24 protein-coding genes are annotated in these 21,005 nt (G+C 43.6%); 17 read left to right on the top strand and 7 right to left on the bottom strand.

Annotation, left to right across the window (positions count from 1 at the left end):
* Positions 1 to 92 precede the first annotated feature (92 nt).
* From plsY to V7S74_RS09430, 4 genes are read left to right on the top strand one after another with little or no spacing between them, the layout of a single operon-like run.
* Positions 93 to 737 carry a glycerol-3-phosphate 1-O-acyltransferase PlsY gene (plsY, locus tag V7S74_RS09445; RefSeq protein ID WP_406778512.1) on the top strand — a complete coding sequence of 215 codons (645 nt, stop codon included), beginning with the start codon at positions 93 to 95 and terminating at the stop codon, positions 735 to 737.
* A gap of 21 nt (positions 738 to 758) precedes the next feature.
* A complete protein-coding gene (locus V7S74_RS09440; protein WP_406778511.1) occupies positions 759 to 2,129 on the top strand; it encodes a dipeptidase in 1,371 nt (456 codons plus the stop codon).
* Position 2,130: 1 nt separating this feature from the next.
* Positions 2,131 to 2,955 carry an N-acetylmuramic acid 6-phosphate etherase gene (gene murQ / locus V7S74_RS09435; RefSeq protein ID WP_406778510.1) on the top strand — a complete coding sequence of 275 codons (825 nt, stop codon included), beginning with the start codon at positions 2,131 to 2,133 and terminating at the stop codon, positions 2,953 to 2,955.
* A 58-nt stretch (positions 2,956 to 3,013) separates the two neighbouring features.
* Positions 3,014 to 3,337, top strand: coding sequence for a c-type cytochrome (locus V7S74_RS09430; protein WP_406778509.1), 324 nt, complete (start codon positions 3,014 to 3,016; stop codon positions 3,335 to 3,337).
* Positions 3,338 to 3,389: 52 nt separating this feature from the next.
* On the opposite strand, the gene V7S74_RS09425 is transcribed toward V7S74_RS09430, so the two are convergent.
* The 3 genes from V7S74_RS09425 to yihA are packed head-to-tail and all read right to left on the bottom strand — an operon-like array spanning position 3,390 to position 5,022.
* Positions 3,390 to 3,866, bottom strand: a complete 477-nt coding sequence (locus V7S74_RS09425) for a GNAT family N-acetyltransferase (RefSeq protein ID WP_406778508.1) — start codon at positions 3,864 to 3,866, stop codon at positions 3,390 to 3,392.
* A gap of 4 nt (positions 3,867 to 3,870) precedes the next feature.
* Complete coding sequence (locus tag V7S74_RS09420; RefSeq protein WP_406778507.1) at positions 3,871 to 4,374, bottom strand: DUF5606 family protein; 504 nt, start codon at positions 4,372 to 4,374, stop codon at positions 3,871 to 3,873.
* A 33-nt stretch (positions 4,375 to 4,407) separates the two neighbouring features.
* Positions 4,408 to 5,022: a ribosome biogenesis GTP-binding protein YihA/YsxC gene (gene yihA / locus V7S74_RS09415; RefSeq protein WP_406778506.1), complete on the bottom strand. Its 615-nt coding sequence runs from the start codon at positions 5,020 to 5,022 to the stop codon at positions 4,408 to 4,410.
* A 118-nt stretch (positions 5,023 to 5,140) separates the two neighbouring features.
* On the opposite strand from yihA, the gene hemE reads away from it, so the two are divergent.
* Positions 5,141 to 6,169, top strand: coding sequence for a uroporphyrinogen decarboxylase (gene hemE, locus V7S74_RS09410; RefSeq protein WP_406778505.1), 1,029 nt, complete (start codon positions 5,141 to 5,143; stop codon positions 6,167 to 6,169).
* A 49-nt stretch (positions 6,170 to 6,218) separates the two neighbouring features.
* Here the strand turns inward: hemE and guaB are convergent, their stop codons facing one another.
* Positions 6,219 to 7,688: an IMP dehydrogenase gene (gene guaB / locus V7S74_RS09405; protein WP_406778504.1), complete on the bottom strand. Its 1,470-nt coding sequence runs from the start codon at positions 7,686 to 7,688 to the stop codon at positions 6,219 to 6,221.
* 152 nt (positions 7,689 to 7,840) lie between these two features.
* Here guaB and V7S74_RS09400 point away from each other — a divergent pair, with 152 nt between their 5' ends.
* From V7S74_RS09400 to V7S74_RS09355, 10 genes are read left to right on the top strand one after another with little or no spacing between them, the layout of a single operon-like run.
* Positions 7,841 to 8,209, top strand: coding sequence for an NADH-quinone oxidoreductase subunit A (locus V7S74_RS09400; RefSeq protein WP_406778503.1), 369 nt, complete (start codon positions 7,841 to 7,843; stop codon positions 8,207 to 8,209).
* Between the two features lie 45 nt (positions 8,210 to 8,254).
* A complete protein-coding gene (locus V7S74_RS09395; protein ID WP_406778502.1) occupies positions 8,255 to 8,803 on the top strand; it encodes an NADH-quinone oxidoreductase subunit B in 549 nt (182 codons plus the stop codon).
* A gap of 3 nt (positions 8,804 to 8,806) precedes the next feature.
* Positions 8,807 to 9,304 carry an NADH-quinone oxidoreductase subunit C gene (locus V7S74_RS09390; RefSeq protein WP_406778501.1) on the top strand — a complete coding sequence of 166 codons (498 nt, stop codon included), beginning with the start codon at positions 8,807 to 8,809 and terminating at the stop codon, positions 9,302 to 9,304.
* Positions 9,305 to 9,313: 9 nt separating this feature from the next.
* A complete protein-coding gene (locus V7S74_RS09385; RefSeq protein ID WP_406778500.1) occupies positions 9,314 to 10,549 on the top strand; it encodes an NADH-quinone oxidoreductase subunit D in 1,236 nt (411 codons plus the stop codon).
* Between the two features lie 3 nt (positions 10,550 to 10,552).
* Positions 10,553 to 11,038 (top strand): NADH-quinone oxidoreductase subunit NuoE family protein, encoded by a 486-nt coding sequence (locus tag V7S74_RS09380; RefSeq protein WP_406778499.1) that lies wholly within the window; start codon positions 10,553 to 10,555, stop codon positions 11,036 to 11,038.
* Positions 11,039 to 11,046: 8 nt separating this feature from the next.
* A complete protein-coding gene (nuoF, locus tag V7S74_RS09375; RefSeq protein WP_406778498.1) occupies positions 11,047 to 12,387 on the top strand; it encodes an NADH-quinone oxidoreductase subunit NuoF in 1,341 nt (446 codons plus the stop codon).
* A gap of 20 nt (positions 12,388 to 12,407) precedes the next feature.
* Entirely contained in the window at positions 12,408 to 13,439 is a 1,032-nt protein-coding gene (locus V7S74_RS09370) for an NADH-quinone oxidoreductase subunit G (protein WP_406778497.1), read from the top strand.
* Positions 13,440 to 14,564, top strand: coding sequence for an NADH-quinone oxidoreductase subunit NuoH (gene nuoH / locus V7S74_RS09365; RefSeq protein WP_406778496.1), 1,125 nt, complete (start codon positions 13,440 to 13,442; stop codon positions 14,562 to 14,564).
* Between the two features lie 4 nt (positions 14,565 to 14,568).
* A complete protein-coding gene (locus V7S74_RS09360; RefSeq protein ID WP_406778495.1) occupies positions 14,569 to 15,087 on the top strand; it encodes a NuoI/complex I 23 kDa subunit family protein in 519 nt (172 codons plus the stop codon).
* 7 nt (positions 15,088 to 15,094) lie between these two features.
* Positions 15,095 to 15,610 (top strand): NADH-quinone oxidoreductase subunit J family protein, encoded by a 516-nt coding sequence (locus tag V7S74_RS09355; RefSeq protein WP_406778494.1) that lies wholly within the window; start codon positions 15,095 to 15,097, stop codon positions 15,608 to 15,610.
* Positions 15,611 to 15,776: 166 nt separating this feature from the next.
* Here V7S74_RS09355 and V7S74_RS09350 read toward each other — a convergent pair whose 3' ends face one another.
* Positions 15,777 to 16,418, bottom strand: a complete 642-nt coding sequence (locus V7S74_RS09350) for a hypothetical protein (protein WP_406778493.1) — start codon at positions 16,416 to 16,418, stop codon at positions 15,777 to 15,779.
* 164 nt (positions 16,419 to 16,582) lie between these two features.
* Here V7S74_RS09350 and V7S74_RS09345 point away from each other — a divergent pair, with 164 nt between their 5' ends.
* Together V7S74_RS09345 and V7S74_RS09340 are read left to right on the top strand one after the other, a co-directional pair.
* Positions 16,583 to 17,638 (top strand): sensor histidine kinase, encoded by a 1,056-nt coding sequence (locus V7S74_RS09345; protein ID WP_406778492.1) that lies wholly within the window; start codon positions 16,583 to 16,585, stop codon positions 17,636 to 17,638.
* A gap of 10 nt (positions 17,639 to 17,648) precedes the next feature.
* Positions 17,649 to 18,356: a LytR/AlgR family response regulator transcription factor gene (locus V7S74_RS09340; protein WP_406778491.1), complete on the top strand. Its 708-nt coding sequence runs from the start codon at positions 17,649 to 17,651 to the stop codon at positions 18,354 to 18,356.
* Here V7S74_RS09340 and V7S74_RS09335 read toward each other — a convergent pair.
* Both V7S74_RS09335 and V7S74_RS09330 read right to left on the bottom strand, forming a co-directional pair.
* A complete protein-coding gene (locus V7S74_RS09335) occupies positions 18,340 to 20,241 on the bottom strand; it encodes a TonB-dependent receptor plug domain-containing protein (RefSeq protein ID WP_406778490.1) in 1,902 nt (633 codons plus the stop codon). The two genes, V7S74_RS09340 and V7S74_RS09335, sit on opposite strands and share 17 nt — an antisense overlap.
* 1 nt (position 20,242) lies before the next feature.
* Positions 20,243 to 21,004: a hypothetical protein gene (locus tag V7S74_RS09330; protein WP_406778489.1), complete on the bottom strand. Its 762-nt coding sequence runs from the start codon at positions 21,002 to 21,004 to the stop codon at positions 20,243 to 20,245.
* Position 21,005 lies beyond the last annotated feature (1 nt).

The following is a 21,005-nucleotide window of genomic DNA, read 5'->3' as shown; positions in this document are numbered from 1 at the left end:
AGACGAAAATTTAAACATTTCAAGAATATTTTTAATGTGTTTGATTTCGTAAACTCAGCGACCTATATTTACAAGGTTCCAATCCAAAATATATGCTTTTAATACTTGTAGGGCTCAGTTTATTAAGTTACCTGTTAGGATCAATTCCGACGGCAATTTGGTATGGAGACCGTTACCATGGTATTGATATTCGTCAGCATGGCAGTGGAAATGCCGGTGCGACGAACACCTTCCGGGTGCTAGGTAAAAAAGCGGGTAGCATCGTGTTGTTTGTGGATGCTTTGAAAGGATTTGCGGCAGCAAGCTTAGCCACGGTTTTATATACTTTCAATTTAGTGGATTGGCAAACCTGCGTAACACTGAAGATTTTATTCGGCTTCTTAGCCATTATTGGACATTTACTTCCCGTTTTTTGTGATTTTAAAGGAGGAAAAGGCGTAGCTACCACCTTAGGAATGGTCATTGCTCTTCATCCCCAGGCCGCTTTAGTGAGTAGTTTGGTCTTCCTATTGGTCTTTGGGTTTTCACATTACGTATCTTTAGGTTCGATGGTAACCTCGTTGGTATTTCCACTCTTACTTCAGTTTGGGGTATTTGGGAAGGAATTGCCTATTTTGATTTATTTCGGATTCATCATTTCCTTTTTAGTGATATTTACGCACCGTAAAAATATTGGGCGAATCATTTCAGGAACGGAAAATCGGATGTATCTTATTCCTCGAAAAGGCCGTTTATAAGCCTTTAAATTTTCATTTACTATGCAATCAACACACGAATTTATCGCCTCCCAAAAGGATCGGTTTTTAGCGGAGCTATTAGACTTATTACGTATTCCTTCTATTTCAGCAGACCCGGCTTATGCAGGTGATGTGAGAAAGGCAGCGGAGTGGATAGCAGAGAACCTTCGAAATGCGGGTGCAGATCACGTGAGATTAGAAGAAACACCAGGGTATCCGATTGTTTATGGAGAGAAAATGGTGGATCCTGCCGCTCCTACAGTGCTAGTTTATGGGCACTATGATGTGCAGCCGGCGGATCCTTTGGAGCTTTGGGATAATCCTCCCTTCGAACCCGTGATTAAAGATGACGTGATATATGCGCGTGGAGCTTGTGATGATAAGGGTCAGGTTTTTATGCACGTGAAGGCATTCGAGGCCATGTGTGCTACGGGTAATTTAGCCTGCAATGTGAAGTTTATGATTGAGGGAGAAGAGGAAGTGGGCTCAGATAACCTGGGGAACTTTGTGGCGGCGAATAAGGAATTGCTAAAAGCAGATGTGATTTTAATCTCTGATACCGCCATTATTGCGAATGATATTCCGTCGATTGATGTTGGTTTACGTGGTTTGAGCTACATGGAAGTGGAAGTGCAAGGGCCTAACCGCGATTTACACTCAGGTGTTTATGGTGGTGCGGTGGCGAATCCGATTAATATTTTATGCCAAATGATCTCGTCCATGCACGATGAGTTCAATCACATTACGATTCCTGGATTTTACGATGGAGTAATGGAAGTGAGTGCGGCGGATAGAGCAGCGATGGCTCAGACTCCTTTTGATTTAGAAGCTTACCAAAAAGATTTAGGTATCGACACCGTTTACGGGGAGAAAGGCTTCACGACGTTAGAGCGTGCTTCTATTCGCCCTACCTTGGATGTCAATGGAATTTGGGGTGGTTATACAGGCGAAGGAGCGAAGACGGTTTTGCCTTCTAAGGCTTTCGCGAAAATCTCTATGCGATTAGTGCCTAATCAGTCTTCGGCTGAAATTACTCGTTTGTTTACAGAGCATTTTATTTCGATTGCACCTAAAGGAGTTAAGGTTAAAGTGACCGCTCACCATGGTGGCGAAGGATATTTAATGCCGACAGACAGTATTGCTTTTCAAGCGGCATCGGATGCGATGACAACGACATTTGGAAAAGAACCTGTTCCTACACGTGGAGGTGGAAGTATTCCGATTGTGGCCTTGTTCGAGAAAGAATTGGGAATTAAGTCGATCTTGATGGGTTTTGGCTTAGATTCAGATGCGATTCACTCCCCTAACGAGCATTATGGCCTATTTAATTTTTACAAAGGGATAGAAACGATTCCTCATTTCTTCCAAAACTTCGCGGAATTATCGAAATAAGATGGCAGAAAACTTAAGTGCTTTAGCGACGGAATCATCCTCGACCTACCAAGATTTAGAAAAACAGACGGTCGACACCATCTTACGCCAAATCAATGCGGAAGACAAAACCGTGCCACTAGCGGTGGAAAAAGTTATTCCAGCCATCGAGCCACTTGTGCATGAAATCGTGAAGCGCATGAAGCAAGGCGGTCGTCTTTTTTACATTGGTGCCGGTACTTCTGGACGTTTAGGCGTTGTCGATGCGTCCGAATGTCCACCCACTTACGGCGTACCCCATGATTGGGTGATCGGTCTAATTGCGGGAGGAGATTCGGCGATTCGAAAAGCAGTGGAGAATGCGGAGGATGATGAAAAACAAGCTTGGTTAGACATGGAGGCCTATGGCATTGATACCTTAGACACCGTCATCGGAATTGCAGCCTCTGGTCGAACCCCTTATGTGGTGGGAGGATTGCGTGATGCGAATGCAAGAGGAATTCTAACGGGCTGCATAGTTTGCAACGGAGGAAGTGTGGTGGCTGCAGAGGCAAAATACCCGATTGAAGTGATTGTAGGTCCAGAATATGTGACAGGTAGTACAAGAATGAAGTCAGGTACGGCCCAAAAACTGGTCTTGAACATGCTTTCCACTGCGGTCATGATTCAGCTAGGTCGTGTTCGGGGGAACAAAATGGTAGATATGCAGTTAAGTAATCACAAGTTAGTGTTGCGCGCGATCCGCATGGTACGAGAAGCGACAGGAGTGAGTGATGAGGTGGCTGCGGAACTTTTGGAAAAACACGGCAGTGTGCGAAATGCAGTCGATGCAATTCAAGCAAAATAAATTCGGATAATAACGCTTTAATGCCTTTATTTGTAACATAATTAATCAAATACCTCGTATGAAAAACATATCTAAACTAATTTTAACGTTTGTGTTCGGAACAATGGCTTTCGGTTTTCAAGCAAAAGCGGAAGATTTTCCAGCAGACATCAAACCATTAATGACAAAATATACTTGCTTCGCTTGCCACAAAGTGGACGCTCGTTTAGTAGGCCCGGCTTACAAAGATGTAGCTAAGAAGAAGTATTCAGTCGATAAAATTGTTGCTTTAATTGCGAAGCCTCAGCCATCTAACTGGCCTGGTTACCCTCCAATGGCTCCAATGAATGTACCTAAGGATGATGCCGTTAAATTAGCGAAGTACATTAACTCGTTGAAATAAGTTAGCTGATTGCATAAAAAAGCCTTCGAAGAAATTCGAAGGCTTTTTTGTTTTATAACTCTTTCAACATCCAAATATCGCAGCCACAATGACCGCTATTCCCTAAAGGTCCATCGAGCGATTTGAATCCAACTTTTTCGTAAATCGAAATAGCTTTTGTCAGTTCGGGCATCGATTCTAAATATACCTGGGTATACCCATGTGATTTTGCCCAGCTCATCGATTTTTCCATCAATTGCTTGCCTAGTCCTGTGCCTCTGGCTTCTTTGGCCACATACAATTTCACAAGCTCACAAGTTCCTTCCGGTAAATTATCGGTCGGGAATATGCCACAACCACCTACCACTTTATGGTCAATGGTGGCTACAAAATAATAGGATCCAGGAGTTCTGAAAAGCTCACACAAAGCATCCGTGGTCGGATCAAAATAGACCGTTCCCGGTTTGTTTGCCCCAAATTCCGTCAGTGCCGCCCGAATGACCTTCGCCAATTCTACGTTATCACCTGGTTCAATGGGCCGAATCTGCATGTGCTTATTTTGCTGCTTTTTTCGCAGCAGGCTTTTTTTCTGCTTTCTCCGCTGGAGCTTTCTCCGCTTTAGGAGCTTTTTCGGCTTTCTCTGCCTTCGCTGCAGCAGGGAATAATTCAGGCGTGTTTGCCACCAAAATTAAATACCAGCTTAAGATTTTTTTGATATCTGATGCAAATACGCGATCCGTATCGTAGTTAGGAACAACAGTTGCTAGGGTGCTAAATAACTCCGCATCACTTGCTTTCTTTGCCTCGATAGGTAAAACGCCATTGAATTTAGCGTGGATTTGTAAGAATAAGTCGGCTAACGGTAAAGTGCTGTCTTGGTGATCATCTAGGTACAAAGAGATGTCTTTTAATACCGAAATACGTGTTTGACCACCTACAACTGATTTTTGTTTTGCTGCGTCCAAAGTCTCCACAATCACTCCCGTGCGCGTAGGCTTTAACACTTTGTACAATCCACTTTTTCCCGAGATATGGGCAACTTCATTCAATAAATCCATGTTTTTTCGATTGTTATGGGGGCAAAATTAGTATTATTTCCCTATTCTGTAAGGGGATGTCTTAATTAATTCATCGATGGACTTTAAAATATCCTCGCGTCCAACGTGCTTCTCCGCCGACGTAATAAACAACGGAGGCAGTTCATCCCACATCTCTAACAAGAAATTCTTATAAAGCTCGACACTCTCATTCACTTGCTTTTGGGATAATTTATCCGACTTCGTAAAGACGATATAGAATGGAATTTCATCCTCTACCATTCGGCTCATAAACTCAATATCTACCGCTTGCGGCTTCAAACGAATATCCACTAGCACAAACAAACACGTTAGATTCTCCCGATGGATCAAATAATCGAAGATCATCTTCTCAAATTCCTTGCGCTTCTCCTTGCTGACTTTGGCAAAACCATAACCAGGTAAATCCACTAAATACCACTTCTCATCAATAATAAAGTGGTTAATCAATTGCGTCTTTCCCGGAGTCTGAGACGTTTTCGCCAAACCCTTATGAAAGGTCAACGAATTTATCAGCGACGATTTCCCCACATTCGATCGGCCAATAAAGGCAAATTCAGGGAATTTCGCCGGCGGGCAATTCTTAAAATCGGTGTTACTAGTAACAAATTTAGCGTTAATCTGAGCCATAGGGCGGGTGATGATGAGGGACAAAGGTAAGGAAAATAGTCGCTAGTCGCTAGTCGCTAGTCGCTAGTGACTAGCGACTAGTGACTTTTTTCCCTATCTTTGCAGCTCGAATTAGCATATGGAAAAAATACAAAACGATCTTCTTCTTCGTGCCGCGCAGGGTCTGCCTGTGGAGCGAATTCCCGTTTGGGTGATGCGTCAGGCAGGGAGAATTTTACCTGAATATAGAGAATTGAGAGCGAAGGCGGGGTCCTTTATTGGGCTGGCGACGCATCCAGAGATGGCGGCGGAGGTGACGATTCAGCCGGTAACGCGTTTTGGGGTGGATGCGGCGATTATCTTTTCAGATATTCTAGTGGTTCCGGAGGCGATGGGTTTGCCCTATGTGATGGAGGAGCAGAAGGGGCCAGTTTTTCCGGAGGTGATTCGGTCGAAAGCTGATTTAGCAAAAATTAGAGAGGCGAATCCGGAAGAGGATTTGAAATATGTATTAGATGCGATTAAGATCGTGAAGAAAGAGCTGGCTGGCAAGGTTCCGTTAATCGGATTTGCGGGTGCGCCGTTCACGATTTTCTGTTATATGGTCGAGGGCCGAGGGTCGAAGACTTTTTCGCAGGCCAAAAAGATGTTATATGCCGAGCCTGAGTTAGCGCATGCTTTATTACAAAAGATTACGGATTCGACGATTTCGTATTTGAAAGCACAGGTAGCGGCCGGAGCTAATTTAGTCCAAATCTTTGATTCCTGGGCTGGCATTCTATCGCCGGCGCAATATTCGGTGTTTTCGACGCCTTATTTGAAGCAGATTTGTGATTCCGTGACAGAAGTTCCGGTAACGCTTTTCGCGAAAGGGGCTTTCTTCGCTCGCGAAGAGATGGCTGCGCTAAATTGTGCGACAATCGGTTTGGACTGGAATATGGATATCGCGGAATCGAGAAAGCTGGTGGGTCCTAACAAGACTTTACAAGGTAATCTAGATCCTTGTGCGTTGTATGGCGACTTCAAGACGGTGGAAGCGGAGACGAAAAAGATGATCGATCAGTTTGGGACGCAGCGTTACATTGCAAACTTAGGACATGGGGTTTATCCCGATATTGATCCGGATAAGGTGCAGTGTTTCGTAGACACGGTTCAGAATTACAAATAAAAAAAGGCCTTGCGATTTGCGAGGCCTTTTTTACGAATAAACTAAAAACTTATTTTGCCGAATAGTTAGGCGCTTCTTTCGAGATGCTCACGTCGTGTGGGTGACTTTCTTTCACACCTGCTGAAGTGATTTTCACAAACTTCGCTTGTTGCATCGCTTCGATGGTTGAAGCTCCGCAGTAGCCCATGCCGGCTTTTAAGCCACCGACCATTTGGTATAAAATCTCAGTTACGGAACCTTTGAATGGTACGCGACCTACGATTCCCTCGGGTACTAATTTTTTGATATCGTCTTCTGCATCTTGGAAGTAGCGGTCTTTCGATCCATCTTCCATGGCCTCTAAGGAGCCCATTCCGCGGTATGATTTGAATTTACGTCCTTCTAAAATGATCATTTCACCTGGTGCTTCGTCGGTTCCAGCTAAAAGTGAACCCATCATCACGGTGCTTGCGCCGCCTGCGATGGCTTTTGCCACATCACCTGAATAACGAATACCGCCATCAGCGATGACAGGGACGTCGTATTTTTCCAAAGCTTTGGCCGCCTCATACACCGCCGTCAACTGTGGCATACCCACACCGGCAATAATACGCGTCGTACAAATACTTCCAGGACCTACACCCACTTTCACTGCATCCGCACCTGCTTCTGCTAGGGCAACCGCAGCTTCACCTGTGGCGATATTTCCTACGATAACATCTAAAGTAGGGAATGCTTTCTTCACCGATTTCAAGGCGTCGATTACTCCTTTCGAGTGACCGTGAGCCGTATCGATACTGATTACGTCAACGCCAACTTGCACTAAAGCCTGCACGCGGTCTAATAAATCAGGTGTTACACCTACCGCAGCACCTACGCGAAGACGTCCTAAGGAATCTTTCGATGCCAACGGGTGCGACTTACGCTTCAAAATATCTTTGTATGTAATCAAACCGATCAATTTCCCGTTCTTGTCGATGATGGGTAATTTTTCGATTTTAAATTCTTGTAAAATGCTTTCGGCCTCTTCCATGCTGATTCCTTCTTTGGCCGTAATCAAATTATCCTTCGTCATGATCTCCTTCACAGGACGAGCAGTTTGCTTTTGGAAACGTAAATCACGGTTCGTCAAAATCCCCACTAATTTCTCGTCATTGTCGATCACTGGAATGCCTCCGATCTTGAATTCCTTCATGATACGTTGTGCATCGCCTAAAGTGGAATTGTCTTTCAAGGTCACCGGGTCGATGATCATCCCTGATTCAGAACGCTTTACCTTGCGAACTTGAGCGGCTTGCTGGGCAATCGTCATGTTCTTGTGGATGATTCCTATGCCACCTTCTTGCGCTAAAGCAATGGCTAAATCAGCTTCCGTTACCGTGTCCATGGCTGCGGAAACGATCGGAATATTTAACGTAATGTTACGCGTAAGGCGGGATGAAGTACTTACTTCACGGGGTAAAACCTCGGAATAAGCGGGAAGCAAAAGCACGTCATCGTACGTTAAAGCTTCGAAAAGAAATTTGTTGGAATCAAGCATAGCAAATAATTTGAACCGGGTGTTGAATGAGTGCCCTTATTTGCAGGACAAAATTACACGAAATTTCTGAAATAATTAAATCCTTTTCTGAATTTTTCTCCCAGATTTGGATTTTTAGCTGTAAATTGCGGCTTGAATTTTAAGCCTTCGTAATGAACTATCAACCTCAGGATTTCCTTCCTATTTTTGTTCAGCTAGCAGCTGCTTTGGCATTTATCGTCGCTACTATGGTAGCTACTCACTCATTAGGCCCTAAAAGACATTCGAAAAAGAAAGACGATGCTTTTGAATGTGGTATCGAGTCGATCGGTGATGCGCGTACGCCTATTTCAGTTAAGTATTTTCTAGTAGCCATTCTTTTTGTGCTATTTGATATAGAAATCGTCTTCATGTATCCATGGGCAGTGAATTTCAAACAATTATCATGGACAGGTTTCTATGAAATGTTAGTCTTCATGGGCTTGCTTTTAGTGGGCTTTCTATACGTATTGAAAAAAGGAATTTTAAAGTGGGAGAAATAAACAATCAGGCTTTGCCTTTGTTTATCAATCATCAGATAAAAAGATATGAGTAATTCAACTATTAGTGTTGCTGAAGCACCTCCAGGAATCGAGGGAGCAGGTTTTTTTGCTACGTCATTAGATAATTTAGTGGGATTGGCGAGAGCTAACTCGCTATGGCCATTGCCTTTCGCTACTTCTTGCTGCGGTATCGAGTTTATGTCGACTATGGCATCTCATTATGATATTGGTCGTTTTGGAGCGGAACGTTTAAGTTTTTCAGCGCGTCAAGCGGACGTATTGATGGTAATGGGAACGATTTCCAAGAAGATGGCACCGGTAGTGAAGCAAGTGTATTTACAGATGGCTGAGCCTCGTTGGGTATTGTCAGTGGGTGCTTGTGCTTGTTCTGGGGGTATTTTTGATACCTATTCGGTACTTCAAGGTATTGACCGCATTATTCCAGTGGACGTATATGTGCCGGGTTGCCCGCCACGTCCGGAGCAAATTTTGGATGGCTTTATGCAGATCCAAGAATTAGCGAAGAAAGAGAGCACGCGTCGTAGAAATGAGCCGGAGTATAAGGCTCTATTAGCTTCATACGGAATCGAATAAGATATGAACGATCAAATAATCGAAGCGCTTCAAGCGCAGTTTGGTGAGGAGGGTGTATATGGTATAGGGGAGTCTCACGGCATTTTGCAGGTGACGACGGCGGTTGAGAATATCGTTCCTATGATCCACTTTTTATATGCACATCCCATTTTCAAGTTCCAGTTTTTGACTGATTTAGCCGGGATTCATTTTCCTGACGCAAAGGGTCAAGAGTTAGGAGTGATTTACCACTTGCACTCGTTGGAAAACAATGTGCGTCTTTGGATTAAGGCTTATGCGCCTATCGAAGCACCTAATTTCCCTACGATTACGGGCCTTTTTGCCACGGCAAACTGGATGGAGCGCGAGGCGTTTGATTTTTATGGTATCATCTTCGAAGGTCATCCTAATTTGACCCGTATCCTGAATATGGATGAGATGGATTACCACCCGATGCGTAAAGAATATCCGTTAGAGGATGCGACGCGTCACGATAAGATTGATGAATTGTTTGGACGATAATAAAAAGACATGTCTGAAATAGCTTTAGTAAATAATCCTAATGTAGGTCTAGATAAAACACAAAAAGGGGGACCTTATGTGAATGAATTGTCTACGTTAAACTTAGGTCCAACGCACCCGGCTACCCACGGTATTTTCCAAAACATCTTAACGATGGATGGCGAAACGATTGTGGATGCGGAGCAAACGGTAGGATATATTCACCGTGCTTTCGAAAAGATCGCAGAGCGTCGTCCTTTCTACCAAATCACGACTTTAACTGACCGTATGAACTACTGTTCAGCTCCTATTAATAATATGGGCTGGCACATGACGGTGGAGAAATTGTTAGGGATTGAGGTTCCAAAGCGTGCGCAATACATGCGTGTGATCATGATGGAGCTAGCGCGTTTAACGGACCATATCGTTTGTAACTCGATTCTAGCGGTAGATACCGGAGCCTTAACAGGTTTCTTGTATGTATACCAATGGAGAGAGTTCATTTATGAGATTTACGAGGAGATGTGCGGTGCACGTCTAACGACAAATATGGGTCGTTTCGGTGGTATGGAGCGTGATTTTACGCCTGTAGCGATCGAAAAAATCCAAAAATTATTAAAAGAACTTCCAGCGGCTTTGAAAGAATTTGAGGGCATGGTGATGCGTAACCGTATCTTCATGGATCGTACTCAAAACGTAGGAGGTATTTCAGCTGAGCGCGCATTAAACTACGGATTCACAGGTCCTAACTTACGTGCTGCCGGTGTAGATTACGATGTACGTGCCATGAACCCGTATTCTTCTTACGAAGATTTCGAATTCGACGTGCCGGTAGGAACGAAAGGTGATACCTACGATCGTTTCCTTGTGCGTGAAGAGGAGATGTGGCAAAGTTTACGCATCATCCAACAGGCGATGGATAACCTTCCAGAAGGATCTTACCACGCGGATGCACCACACTATTATTTACCGAAAAAACAAGACGTCTACCAGAACATGGAGGCCTTGATCTACCACTTCAAAATTGTGATGGGAGAGATCGATGCACCAGTAGGTGAGGTTTATCATTCAGTGGAAGGCGGAAACGGGGAATTAGGTTTCCACTTAATTTCAGATGGGGGTCGTACACCGTACCGTTTGAAATTCCGTCGTCCCGGATTTATATATTACCAGGCTTTCCCAGAGATGATCAAGGGAACCACCCTTTCGGATGCGATCGTAACGATGTCATCCATGAACGTAATTGCAGGAGAGTTAGATACTTAAGACATGAGCAAGATTGTTTTCCCAGCTGAAACGCTGGAATTAGTGAAAAAAATTATCGCCCGCTATCCGGAAGGAAAGCAGAAGTCGGCTTTGTTGCCTATTCTTCACTTAGCGCAAGCCGAGTGGAAATGGTGCTCGCCTGAGGTGATGGATTATGTAGCTTCTCTACTTTCCATTTCCCCTATCGAGGTATACGAGGTAGCTTCTTTCTACACAATGTTCCACTTGGAGCCGGTAGGAGAGCACGTGATTGAGTATTGTCGTACAGGTCCTTGTTGCTTAATGGGTGGCGTGGAAGTATACGATCACTTGAAGAAGCGTTTGAAAATTAACACCGGCGAAACGACGAAAGATGGCAAGTTTACCATTAAAGAAGTAGAATGTTTAGCTGCCTGCGGTTGGGGTCCTGTATTCCAAATCCGCGAGAAATATTATATGCACCTAACGAAAGAAAAGGTGGATGAAATCATTGATGAATTGAGCAAATAAGGCCTAGGATGAAGATATTAACGGAACATATAGACGTACCTAACATTGACTCGATTGACGTGTTCATGAAACATGGAGGGTATTCAGCGGTCACAAAAGCAATCAAAAAAATGACACCGGATGAAGTAACCGAAGAGGTGAAAAAATCAGGTCTTCGTGGTCGTGGAGGCGCAGGTTTCCCAGTGGGCATGAAGTGGTCTTTCTTAGCTAAACCAGAGGGTGTACCTCGTTATTTAGTGTGTAATGCGGACGAATCAGAGCCTGGTACGTTCAAAGACCACTATTTGATGTGGAAATCTCCACATACCTTAATCGAAGGAATGATTGTTTCTTCGTACGCCTTAGGCGCTAACACCTCGTACATTTACGTGCGTGGCGAGTTAATGTATGTGATCAACATCTTAGAAAAAGCGATTCAAGAAGCTTACGATAAAGGTTTATTAGGTAAGAATATTTTGGGTTCAGGTTACGATCTAGACCTATTTGTTCAACCTGGTGGTGGAGCGTATATCTGCGGTGAAGAAACGGCCTTGCTAGAGTCTTTGGAAGGTAAAAGAGGGAATCCTCGTAATAAACCCCCTTTCCCAGCGGTAAAAGGTTTATGGCAATGCCCTACGGTGGTAAACAACGTAGAGTCTATTGCAGCTACTTCTTGGATCGTGAATAACGGTGGTGATGCGTATGCAGCTATCGGCGTGGGACGTAGTACAGGAACGAAATTGATTTCGGCATCTGGTCACATCAAGAAACCAGGTGTTTACGAAATTCCATTAGGAATTACCGTAGAAGACTTCATCTATTCAGATGAGTGGTGCGGTGGTATTCGCGATGGACATAAATTAAAGGCGGTAGTAGCAGGTGGATCATCTGTGCCTATTTTGCCGGCAGAATTAATCTTAACGACAGCGGCAGGAGAAAAACGTTTAATGACGTATGAATCCTTGTCTGATGGTGGTTTTGTATCTGGAACGATGCTTGGCTCGGGAGGTTTTGTCGTGATGGATGAGACGGCTTGTATCGTACACAATACCTTGACTTTTGCGAAATTCTATCACCACGAGTCGTGTGGGCAATGTTCTCCATGCCGTGAAGGTACAGGTTGGATGGACAAAGTATTGCACCGCATCGAGCACGGTCAAGGCCGCAAAGAGGACATCGATTTATTAGTCGATGTGGCAAAGAAAATTGAAGGAAATACGATTTGTCCGTTAGGGGATGCGGCGTCTTGGCCAGTGGCTGCGGCAATCCGTCACTTCCGCGATGAGTTTGAATGGCATATTGAGCACCCAGAATTAGCGACAAAACCAGGCGCGGTATTTATGCGCAAGGGGGCTAGTTGGACTAAATAATTTGGCAGAAATTAACGAATATGAAAGTTACGATAGATAATATCACCCTTGAGGTAGAACCAGGAACCACCATCATGCAGGCAGCTCGCATGATCGGGCCTGAGGTTGCTCCGCCAGCTATGTGCTACTATGAGCCTTTGAAGGGTTCAGGTGGAAAATGCCGTGCTTGTTTAGTAAAGGTGACAGCGGGATCGGAGAAAGACCCTCGCCCCATGCCTAAATTAGTTCCAGCCTGCATTACAGCCGTTCAAGACGGGATGATCGTAGAAAATACGGTGAACGAAGACGTGTTAGAAACGCGCAAAGGCATCGTGGAATTCTTGTTATTAAACCACCCATTGGATTGCCCGGTGTGTGACCAAGCGGGTGAGTGTCACTTGCAAGACTTCTCGTTCGAGCACGGTGTTTCATCGACTCGTACCGTAGAGGAGCGCAACACGTTTGAACCGACAGATTTAGGTCCGAACATCCAGTTGAACATGAACCGTTGCATCTTGTGCTACCGTTGTGTGTACACAGCAGATCAAATCACAGATGGCCGTGTTCACGGGGTGATGCACCGCGGAGATCACGCGGAAATCAGCACCTATATTGAGAAAGCGATTGATAATGATTTCTCTGGTAACGTAATTGATGTGTGTCCAGTGGGCGCATTGACAGATAAAACGTATCGTTTCAAGAGCCGTGTTTGGTTCTCGAAGCCAGTAGATGCGCATTGTGAGTGTGAGAAATGTTCTGGAAAGGCAACGATCTGGTACAAAGGAGACGAAGTGATTCGCGTGACTGGTCGCAAGAATATGTGGGGAGAGGTGACGGATTTCATTTGCAACGGCTGTCGTTTTGATAAGAAAAAGACGTCTGATTGGGTGATTGAAGGACCGACGAATGTGTCTCGTCATTCGGTGATTTCAGCGAATAAATATGGTGCGAATTTGATTAAGCCTGCTTTCCCCGTGTTGCAAGCGGCACGCGATTACAAGCAAATCAATGACGATCGTGACCGTAGTTTTTTAGGCATTCAACCTGCTTTACCTAAATCTAAAAAGAAATAGATGAACTTACTTGATTCAGTTTTTATTGCCAAAGCGTCCTTCATCGGTGTCATCTTTTTGATCACCTTAGGGGTAGCGGCTTATTCCACGTATTTCGAGCGTAAGATCGCGGCCTTCATGCAAGACCGTATTGGTCCAGATCGCGCAGGTCCTTTTGGTATCTTGCAACCTTTAGCGGATGCGGTAAAGATGTTCATGAAGGAGGATTTCATTCCGGCTAACTCGAACAAATGGTTGTTCATCATGGGACCTTGTTTGTCCATGTTAACGGCTTTGATGACTTCGGCAGTGGTGCCTTTTGGTGATACCTTAACGCTAGGTGGAGTTACTTTTGACTTGCAAGGTATTGATGTGAACATCGGTATTTTATGGGTATTCGGTATCGTTTCTTTAGGCGTTTATGGCATCCTAATCGGTGGCTGGGCGTCGAATAACAAGTATTCTCTATTAGGTGCGATTCGTGCGGCTTCCCAAAACATCTCCTACGAGCTTGCCATGGGACTTTCTATCATCGCGATTTTGATGATGACGGGTTCTCTTTCTACAAAAGCAATTGTGGAGGCACAACAAAACGGTCACTGGAACATCTTGTACCAACCGATGGGCTTCATAATCTTCTTGATTTGTGCGTTTGCTGAGTGTAACCGTACGCCATTCGACTTACCTGAGTGTGAGACAGAATTAATCGGAGGATACCACACAGAGTACTCTTCTATGAAATTAGGCTTCTATTTGTTCGCGGAATACATCAATATGTTTATTTCGGGAGCGGTGATGGCGACGCTTTATTTTGGAGGTTATGATTATCCAGGTGTGGATTTTGTAACGGCTCAATTAGGTGCTACCGCTGCGACCTTAATCGGAATGGGGGCATTGATTGGTAAGGCTTTGGCCTTCGTATTCGTTTTCATGTGGGTACGCTGGACATTACCTCGTTTCCGTTACGATCAATTAATGGGCTTAGGCTGGTCAGGCTTAATTCCATTAGCGATGTTTAACGTAGTCGTGACTGGATTAGGGGTTTTATTAGACCAACAGATTCTGGTAGGAATAGGTGGAGTAGTCGTTTTCATCGCGGGAATCGTGGTGTACGATCAATTATTTGTGAAGAAAAAATTAGCATAGCGATATGAAATTAAGTAACAGAACGAAGGTAGTAGAGCAAGGCGAAATGACTTTAGCGGAGCGTATGTATCTTCCTGCAATTGTAGGGGGTATGGCGACGACGTTGAAACACTTTTTCTCCAAACCTGTTACCATCCGTTATCCTGAGCAACAACGTTATTTAGGTCCTATTTACCGCGGTCACCACATCTTGAAGAAAGATGAGCAAGGGGCTGAGCGTTGCACGGCTTGTGGTCTTTGTGCCGTAGCTTGTCCTGCGGAGGCTATTTCGATGGTCGCTGAAGAGCGCAAGAAGGGTGAAGAGAAATTGTACCGCGAGGAGAAGTATGCCAAAGTATACGAGATCAACATGTTACGTTGCATCTTCTGCGGTCTTTGCGAAGAGGCTTGCCCTAAAGAGGCGATCTTCTTACGCCACGATCAAATGGTTCCTGTATTCAATAGCCGCGATGAGGTGATTTACGGGAAAGATAAATTAGTTGAAAAAATGGACCAGCGCTACTTGCGTGAGGGCTGGAAATAAGATAATTATGGAAGTTTCTAATATTTGGTATTTTCTTTCAGGTTTAACCCTACTTAGCGCCCTCATGGTCGTTTTAGCGAAGAACCCTATCCACTCGGTTTTATACCTGGTGTTTACCTTTTTCTGCATCTCAGGACACTACGTTCTTTTGAATGCACAATTCTTGATGGCCGTAAACATCATCGTTTACGCCGGTGCCATCATGGTTCTATTTCTTTTCGTGATCATGATGTTCGATTTGCGTAAGAATCAACCTGAATCGAAATCAAATCTAACAAAGTTAGCTGGCTCAGTAGTCGCAGGTTCCCTTTTAGTGGTATTGATCGCTTTAGTTCGTCAAAACAACTTCCAAACCCCTCAGGTTGAAGGTTTTGTTTCCCAAACAGGTATGGTCGAAAACCTAGGAAAGGTCTTGTATTCAGAGTACTTATTGCCTTTCGAATTAGTTTCTATCTTGTTCTTCGTGGCGATGGTGGGAGCGGTGTTGTTAGGGAAGAGAGAGGCAGGGGAGCGTAATTTCTAGTTTAAAAGAATAAAGAATAAAGCACAAAGAATAAAGATTGTATCCGCTTCGCGGTAACGTATGAGAAATTTGTTTCATGAAATCATTAAAAAAGGGAACCCTAAAGGTTCCCTTTTTTAATACCAACTTTGTTCTTTTTGCTTTGTACTTTGTGCTTTGTTTTTGATTATCGCTTTTTGCGATAATCAAAAACCCCCACCTTCACCCCAATCGTTCCAGCAGCTCTCGACATTCCTGGAGTCTTCTCTTCTCCAAAAGCGAAACGGTAGTTAGCACCACCAAATACTTTAACGTATTTAAAAAGGTTTACTTCTAGGTTAATACCAGGTTGAACGCCGAGGGTATTTGGACCTCGTCTATCATGGCGATACCCTGGACCCGGTTGTGGCATGTAACTACTCGAATAGTTGATGATGGGAGATTCCTCTTGAATCCGACCTATCGCTAGCGGGAAACTTAAGTGGAATACCTTGTTTGCCATAGGAGTGGCTTCCATCGTGAAGGCTGTGAAGCGGCGGCGAGGTTCATCGCTATACCGATTTGGGTCATCGTTTCGCGGGTTAGAGTGGAAGGAGGCAATACCTAATGATAATTTATTGTTCAAATGCAGTTGAACTCCCATGCCACGTTCTGGGCCACCTTTACCGAAAAGAACTTGGGATTGAAAGGATAATCCGATTGACTGTAGTTTGGCAGGTTTGAAAAGTGTCTTCATCGAAGAAGAGGTGTCTTTCTTGATTTTGATAAGGGTTTCTTGGCCGAAGCTGGTGAATCCCACAAAAAGGAAGGCGATTAGGCGGATTGACATGTTCATATTTTGTGTTGTTTTTTTACGAAAGTACAATTTTATTCAATTGCTTAAATCTATTTAGATGCATGTCCTGATTTTGAAGATTAATGGTCGGATTCTATCGATGAAGGGCAGGTGTGGATTAGGTAGATTTAGCTAGATTTGTAAAAACATGGCAACTTATGTGGAGAGCGGAAAATTTTAGAAAAACGAAGCGCAGTTTTCAGGTATTGTTTAACCTACTCCTTTGGGGGATGTGGATGGGTCTTCCTTTATTAAGTCCAGTGCACCAAACCCATGAGAATTCGCATCCGCATCCACATCAGAATCCAGAGTTTTCGGAGCATATTTGGGTGGAGTTGATGACAGTGATGCCTCTTTTTTATGTCATCACGTTGGTTTTGATTCCGTATGTATTTAAGAAAAAGGGGGTTTGGTTGTTTTGTGCCTCGTTGATTATAACGAATGTGGGATTCTTTTTCCTACAATCACTTTACCATCATTTGTTTCTTGAATTTGAACACCAACATGGAAGAGGACCTGAAATGTTAGGTGTATTTCCCTTAATTATGGTCTCAGCGATTGCTTCAGCTTATGGTCTATTAGTGGAATATTCGGAGCAGGAGTCCCGAAAAGTAGAAAAGGCAAGAGAACAGATGAGTGCCGAATTAGCTTTTTTGCGCTCACAGATCAGTCCTCACTTTATTTTCAATATCCTGAATAGTATTGTGTATTTGATCAGAACGAAAGCTTCAGAGCAAGCTGAGGACGTGACGATGCGTTTATCTTCACTAATGCGGTACATGCTGTATGATTCTGACCAAACGATGGTCCCATTAACGAATGAAGTGGCCTATTTGGAAAATTATATAGACCTTCAAAAAATGCGCTTCGATGGAAATGTAGATTTCGTTTTTAACGTAAAAGGTGATGCTGCTGGTCAGTTAATAGAACCTATGTTATTGATTCCTTTTGTGGAGAACGCGGTGAAACATGGAGTAGGTTTAGTTAATAAGCCTTTCATTCACATTGATTTAGAATTTACAAATCAGGGTTTGCATTTTCAGGTAAAAAATAAAAAGGGAAAAGAGGAGCAAGTGTTTAAGGACCCAAGTTCTGGCATTGGATTGAAAAATGTGAAACGCCGTTTGGAATTATTGTACCCCGAAAAGCATCAGCTAACTATTAAAGAAGATGAACTAAATTTCTCCGTGGATCTAACCTTAACTTTGAAATAAGATGGTAAAAATGAATTGCATAGTCGTCGACGACGAAGTGATGGGTCGGAAATTGCTGGAAGATAATGTGAAGCAGATTCCATTTTTGAATTTAGTGGGTTCTTGTGGGAATGCGTTTGAGGCGATGGAAGTGCTACAAAAGGAAAAAGTAGACCTGCTCTTTCTCGATATTCAGATGCCGGGTTTGCTTGGGACATCGTTTATTTCTTCTTTGGCCGTAAAACCACTCGTAGTTTTCGTCACAGCCTATGCTAATTATGCGGTGGAAAGCTATAATCTCGATGCAGTGGATTATCTGATGAAACCTGTGAGTTTAGATCGTTTTGCATTAAGTGCGAATAAGGCTTACCATATTTTTATGGGTAAATCGGTGGTGGAAAATGAGCCTTTAGAAGATTTCTTCTTTGTGAATGTCGAGTATTCGCTTGTACGTATTTCGATCCCCTTGATTAGTCACATTGAAGGCTTGAAGGATTATGTGAAGATTTATGTGGAGGGGGAGCGGCATCCGATTTTGACGAAGCAGACGATGAAGAGTGTAGAGGCCAAAGTCATACCACACGGTTTCATGCGGGTTCACAAATCGTTCATTGTGAATTTAAAGAAGATTGAGTCGATTAAGCAGCAGCGTATAAAAATAGGAAACCATGAGATTGCCGTCAGCGATTCGCACATCGCCGAATTAATGGAGCGTCTGAATGCTAATAGGCTACATTAACTTGCAGTCCCACATGGAAATTTCTGCCAGGTGAAGGATTATAAAACCGGCCTCCCGTGGCATTTAAATCAGGTCCAGAGCTATAAAGTTCATTGCCTAGATTATCGATTGAGGCCCATAATGTCCATTTCTTGTGTGCATACGTCACCTTTGTATTCCAAAGTCGATACGATCCCATTTGCTCCGTATTCGCATCATTCAAGAATTGATAATCTACGAATTGAAAGTTTTGGATGAAGCTTAGGCCACAGGGATGCTTCCATAACACACTAGTTGATTGCAGAAAGGGACTAGTCCCCGTTAAGAAATTCCCATTTGCAAATCGAAAGTCCTGCCAAGTCGTAGCTTGCTCGAGTTGTAATTGCTTCGAAAGTAGCCAGGTTGTCGTCAGCTCAAGTCCCTGCTGAATCGTAGAACCTGCATTGACAAAGTAATCCGACCCATCCTCTCTACGTCTAACCACAATCGTTTCGTTTAGATTGAATTGATAAACACTCAGATCCCAGTTAAACTTGGCGTATTTCCCCCGGTAGGTAAGCTCCTGATTCCAGCCTTTCTCTGCCTTTAAACTTGTATTAATTTTATCATAAGCAGATGGTCGCACCTCTGCAATGCTGGGTGGGGAATAGCCATGTGCTACTTTAGCGACGATACTTTGGTGATTGCTTATTTTGCGTAGGATGGCAAGGCGAGGGGAGAAGATTGTTTCGTTGCCTACGTACTCTGTCCAGTAGCTTCCTAGACTTCCAGAAAAGGTAAAAATCCAGTTATTAAGACCTAAGTACTCATTTTGTAGAAAAAGACTCCCTTGTTGTACATGCATGTCTTGCCTATAATTTAATACCTCTTTTACCCCAAAGCGATTGCTGTGGGTAGAACTATTCATTTGGCCCGCCTGATATTCAAATCCAAAATCGGTATTTATTTGCCCTTTGTGGTGAAGAACTCCTCGAGTGGAATAAGTGGGCTCATGGCGAATTTCGTAATTTCGGATGGTTGGATTTTCGATGTCATTCACTTGAACCGATTGGCTTAGATCCCAGGCCCAAGCCGGTGAAATCACTCGGGAGGCTTTTGCACTCAGACCAAAACTTTTGATTTTAAAGGTTGCCCCTTGTTCTTGCGCACTTTTAAATAAACCAGAAGCAGGTCTGGCCTGTGTGGGATTCGCTACATATTGTGCTTTCGTGAGTCCTCCGGGAGTTTGATAGGCTAAATCCACATAATAGGTATTCAGATCTAGATTCAATTCGTTCGAAAACTGGTGATGGAATTCGTAGGAAAGCCATTGCTTCTTCATGGCAGAATGATCGCGATATCCCTCTTGCTGATTGAAAGAAGCATACAGTCGGTGATTATCGCTAGATAAGTCAATGCTCGTTTTTAAACCTCCAAGGGAATGGTAAACGGTCTCAGCGTTTAAATTATTACCTCGTGGCTTGCTTTCAAAAAGCAAGACACCACCCGTACCTACCCCATAAATTCCCGCTGAGGGACCTTTCGTGATGGTTAATCCAGAAAATAGTCCTGGCTCTAAAATAGAAATATAGGTATTGTTTCCGGCGTCTGTAAAGGGAATGGAATTCCAATAGACTTTGGTATTTCTAACGCCAAAAGGGGCCCTCAAAGAACTTCCTCGAATCGCAATTCGGTAACTCCCAGGTGATCGTTCTTCCATCCTGACACCTGCCATTGAATTAAGGGAAGCTACGAAAGAGGTGGAACTCAATCTTTGCAAATCAGTGGTTCTGACAAAGGCATCGGGGGTGCTTAGTGGACTACGCTTTTGTTCAAAAACATAGACTTTTACTTCGTCTAACACTTTTGTTGAATCAGTTTGTGCTAACGAGGGGAGCCAGAAGAGAAGTAATAGGAGTTTCTTCATTTTAGAAGAAATAGGTCAACAAGGTGGAGGGGATAATGGCTTGAGAAGCCTGTATCGACTTTGAATTTGGGTTTTCTGCTCCACCTAGATTTAATACCTCAACAATTAGTCTTAGTCCAAACTGACCATGATTCACATCTGCCCTCAGTTTGTAATTAGGTAGTTTATCTGATACCAGCGATTGGTAAGGTACTCCCACGTAGCGCCCGTATAAGGTAACCTCTTCGTACAAGGGTTCAAAAATTTTAGCTTGAAAGCTTAGACTTGTTTTGCCTGGGATAAAAATGCCAATACCAGCACTGATCCCATGAAGTGAATACTTTTCTTCCTCAATATATTCTGATCTGGCTGAACTGATCTTTCGTGCGATGGATTTGCTGTAGAAGCTTAAACTAGGGATAAGACTAATCTTGTTATGGCTAGACCAGCTGATGCCTGCCTCTGCCTGACCTCCTCGGTATTGCGCTACTAATTCCTCAGAAGGAGAAATAGGTTGATTTCTAGGATTTACTGGGGGTTCTATAAAGGTATATTGGCTTCGATTGATAGGGCTGCCGCTAACATTCCCCATCGTTTTTAATTCCACGAAAATTTTATGCTTTTTTCCTGGGTTTTGGAATGAAATTCCAGCTGCTAAATCTAAAGTGGCTTGACTTTCGTGCCAAGAGATAAGGGAGGAGCCGATGCTGGAATTAAATCGAATTTTTTGGCCAAAAACTCCGACAGAAATAAACAAGTAAAATAGTATACCTAAGAACCGCATA

The organism is Aquirufa novilacunae, assembly GCF_045310505.1.
Taxonomy (GTDB): Bacteria; Bacteroidota; Bacteroidia; order Cytophagales; family Spirosomataceae; genus Aquirufa; species Aquirufa novilacunae.
The sequence above is the reverse complement of the archived record's forward strand: the minus strand, read 5'-3'. Positions and strand labels throughout refer to the sequence as shown.

Bases quoted from the DNA above. Each gene is read 5' to 3' on its own strand.
- plsY (WP_406778512.1), top strand. From the start codon at position 93: ATGCTTTTAATACTTGTAGGGCTCAGTTTATTAAGTTACCTGTTAGGA.
- V7S74_RS09440 (WP_406778511.1), top strand. From the start codon at position 759: ATGCAATCAACACACGAATTTATCGCCTCCCAAAAGGATCGGTTTTTA.
- murQ (WP_406778510.1), top strand. From the start codon at position 2,131: ATGGCAGAAAACTTAAGTGCTTTAGCGACGGAATCATCCTCGACCTAC.
- V7S74_RS09430 (WP_406778509.1), top strand. From the start codon at position 3,014: ATGAAAAACATATCTAAACTAATTTTAACGTTTGTGTTCGGAACAATG.
- V7S74_RS09425 (WP_406778508.1), bottom strand. From the start codon at position 3,866: ATGCAGATTCGGCCCATTGAACCAGGTGATAACGTAGAATTGGCGAAG.
- V7S74_RS09420 (WP_406778507.1), bottom strand. From the start codon at position 4,374: ATGGATTTATTGAATGAAGTTGCCCATATCTCGGGAAAAAGTGGATTG.
- yihA (WP_406778506.1), bottom strand. From the start codon at position 5,022: ATGGCTCAGATTAACGCTAAATTTGTTACTAGTAACACCGATTTTAAG.
- hemE (WP_406778505.1), top strand. From the start codon at position 5,141: ATGGAAAAAATACAAAACGATCTTCTTCTTCGTGCCGCGCAGGGTCTG.
- guaB (WP_406778504.1), bottom strand. From the start codon at position 7,688: ATGCTTGATTCCAACAAATTTCTTTTCGAAGCTTTAACGTACGATGAC.
- V7S74_RS09400 (WP_406778503.1), top strand. From the start codon at position 7,841: ATGAACTATCAACCTCAGGATTTCCTTCCTATTTTTGTTCAGCTAGCA.
- V7S74_RS09395 (WP_406778502.1), top strand. From the start codon at position 8,255: ATGAGTAATTCAACTATTAGTGTTGCTGAAGCACCTCCAGGAATCGAG.
- V7S74_RS09390 (WP_406778501.1), top strand. From the start codon at position 8,807: ATGAACGATCAAATAATCGAAGCGCTTCAAGCGCAGTTTGGTGAGGAG.
- V7S74_RS09385 (WP_406778500.1), top strand. From the start codon at position 9,314: ATGTCTGAAATAGCTTTAGTAAATAATCCTAATGTAGGTCTAGATAAA.
- V7S74_RS09380 (WP_406778499.1), top strand. From the start codon at position 10,553: ATGAGCAAGATTGTTTTCCCAGCTGAAACGCTGGAATTAGTGAAAAAA.
- nuoF (WP_406778498.1), top strand. From the start codon at position 11,047: ATGAAGATATTAACGGAACATATAGACGTACCTAACATTGACTCGATT.
- V7S74_RS09370 (WP_406778497.1), top strand. From the start codon at position 12,408: ATGAAAGTTACGATAGATAATATCACCCTTGAGGTAGAACCAGGAACC.
- nuoH (WP_406778496.1), top strand. From the start codon at position 13,440: ATGAACTTACTTGATTCAGTTTTTATTGCCAAAGCGTCCTTCATCGGT.
- V7S74_RS09360 (WP_406778495.1), top strand. From the start codon at position 14,569: ATGAAATTAAGTAACAGAACGAAGGTAGTAGAGCAAGGCGAAATGACT.
- V7S74_RS09355 (WP_406778494.1), top strand. From the start codon at position 15,095: ATGGAAGTTTCTAATATTTGGTATTTTCTTTCAGGTTTAACCCTACTT.
- V7S74_RS09350 (WP_406778493.1), bottom strand. From the start codon at position 16,418: ATGTCAATCCGCCTAATCGCCTTCCTTTTTGTGGGATTCACCAGCTTC.
- V7S74_RS09345 (WP_406778492.1), top strand. From the start codon at position 16,583: ATGTGGAGAGCGGAAAATTTTAGAAAAACGAAGCGCAGTTTTCAGGTA.
- V7S74_RS09340 (WP_406778491.1), top strand. From the start codon at position 17,649: ATGAATTGCATAGTCGTCGACGACGAAGTGATGGGTCGGAAATTGCTG.
- V7S74_RS09335 (WP_406778490.1), bottom strand. From the start codon at position 20,241: ATGAAGAAACTCCTATTACTTCTCTTCTGGCTCCCCTCGTTAGCACAA.
- V7S74_RS09330 (WP_406778489.1), bottom strand. From the start codon at position 21,004: ATGCGGTTCTTAGGTATACTATTTTACTTGTTTATTTCTGTCGGAGTT.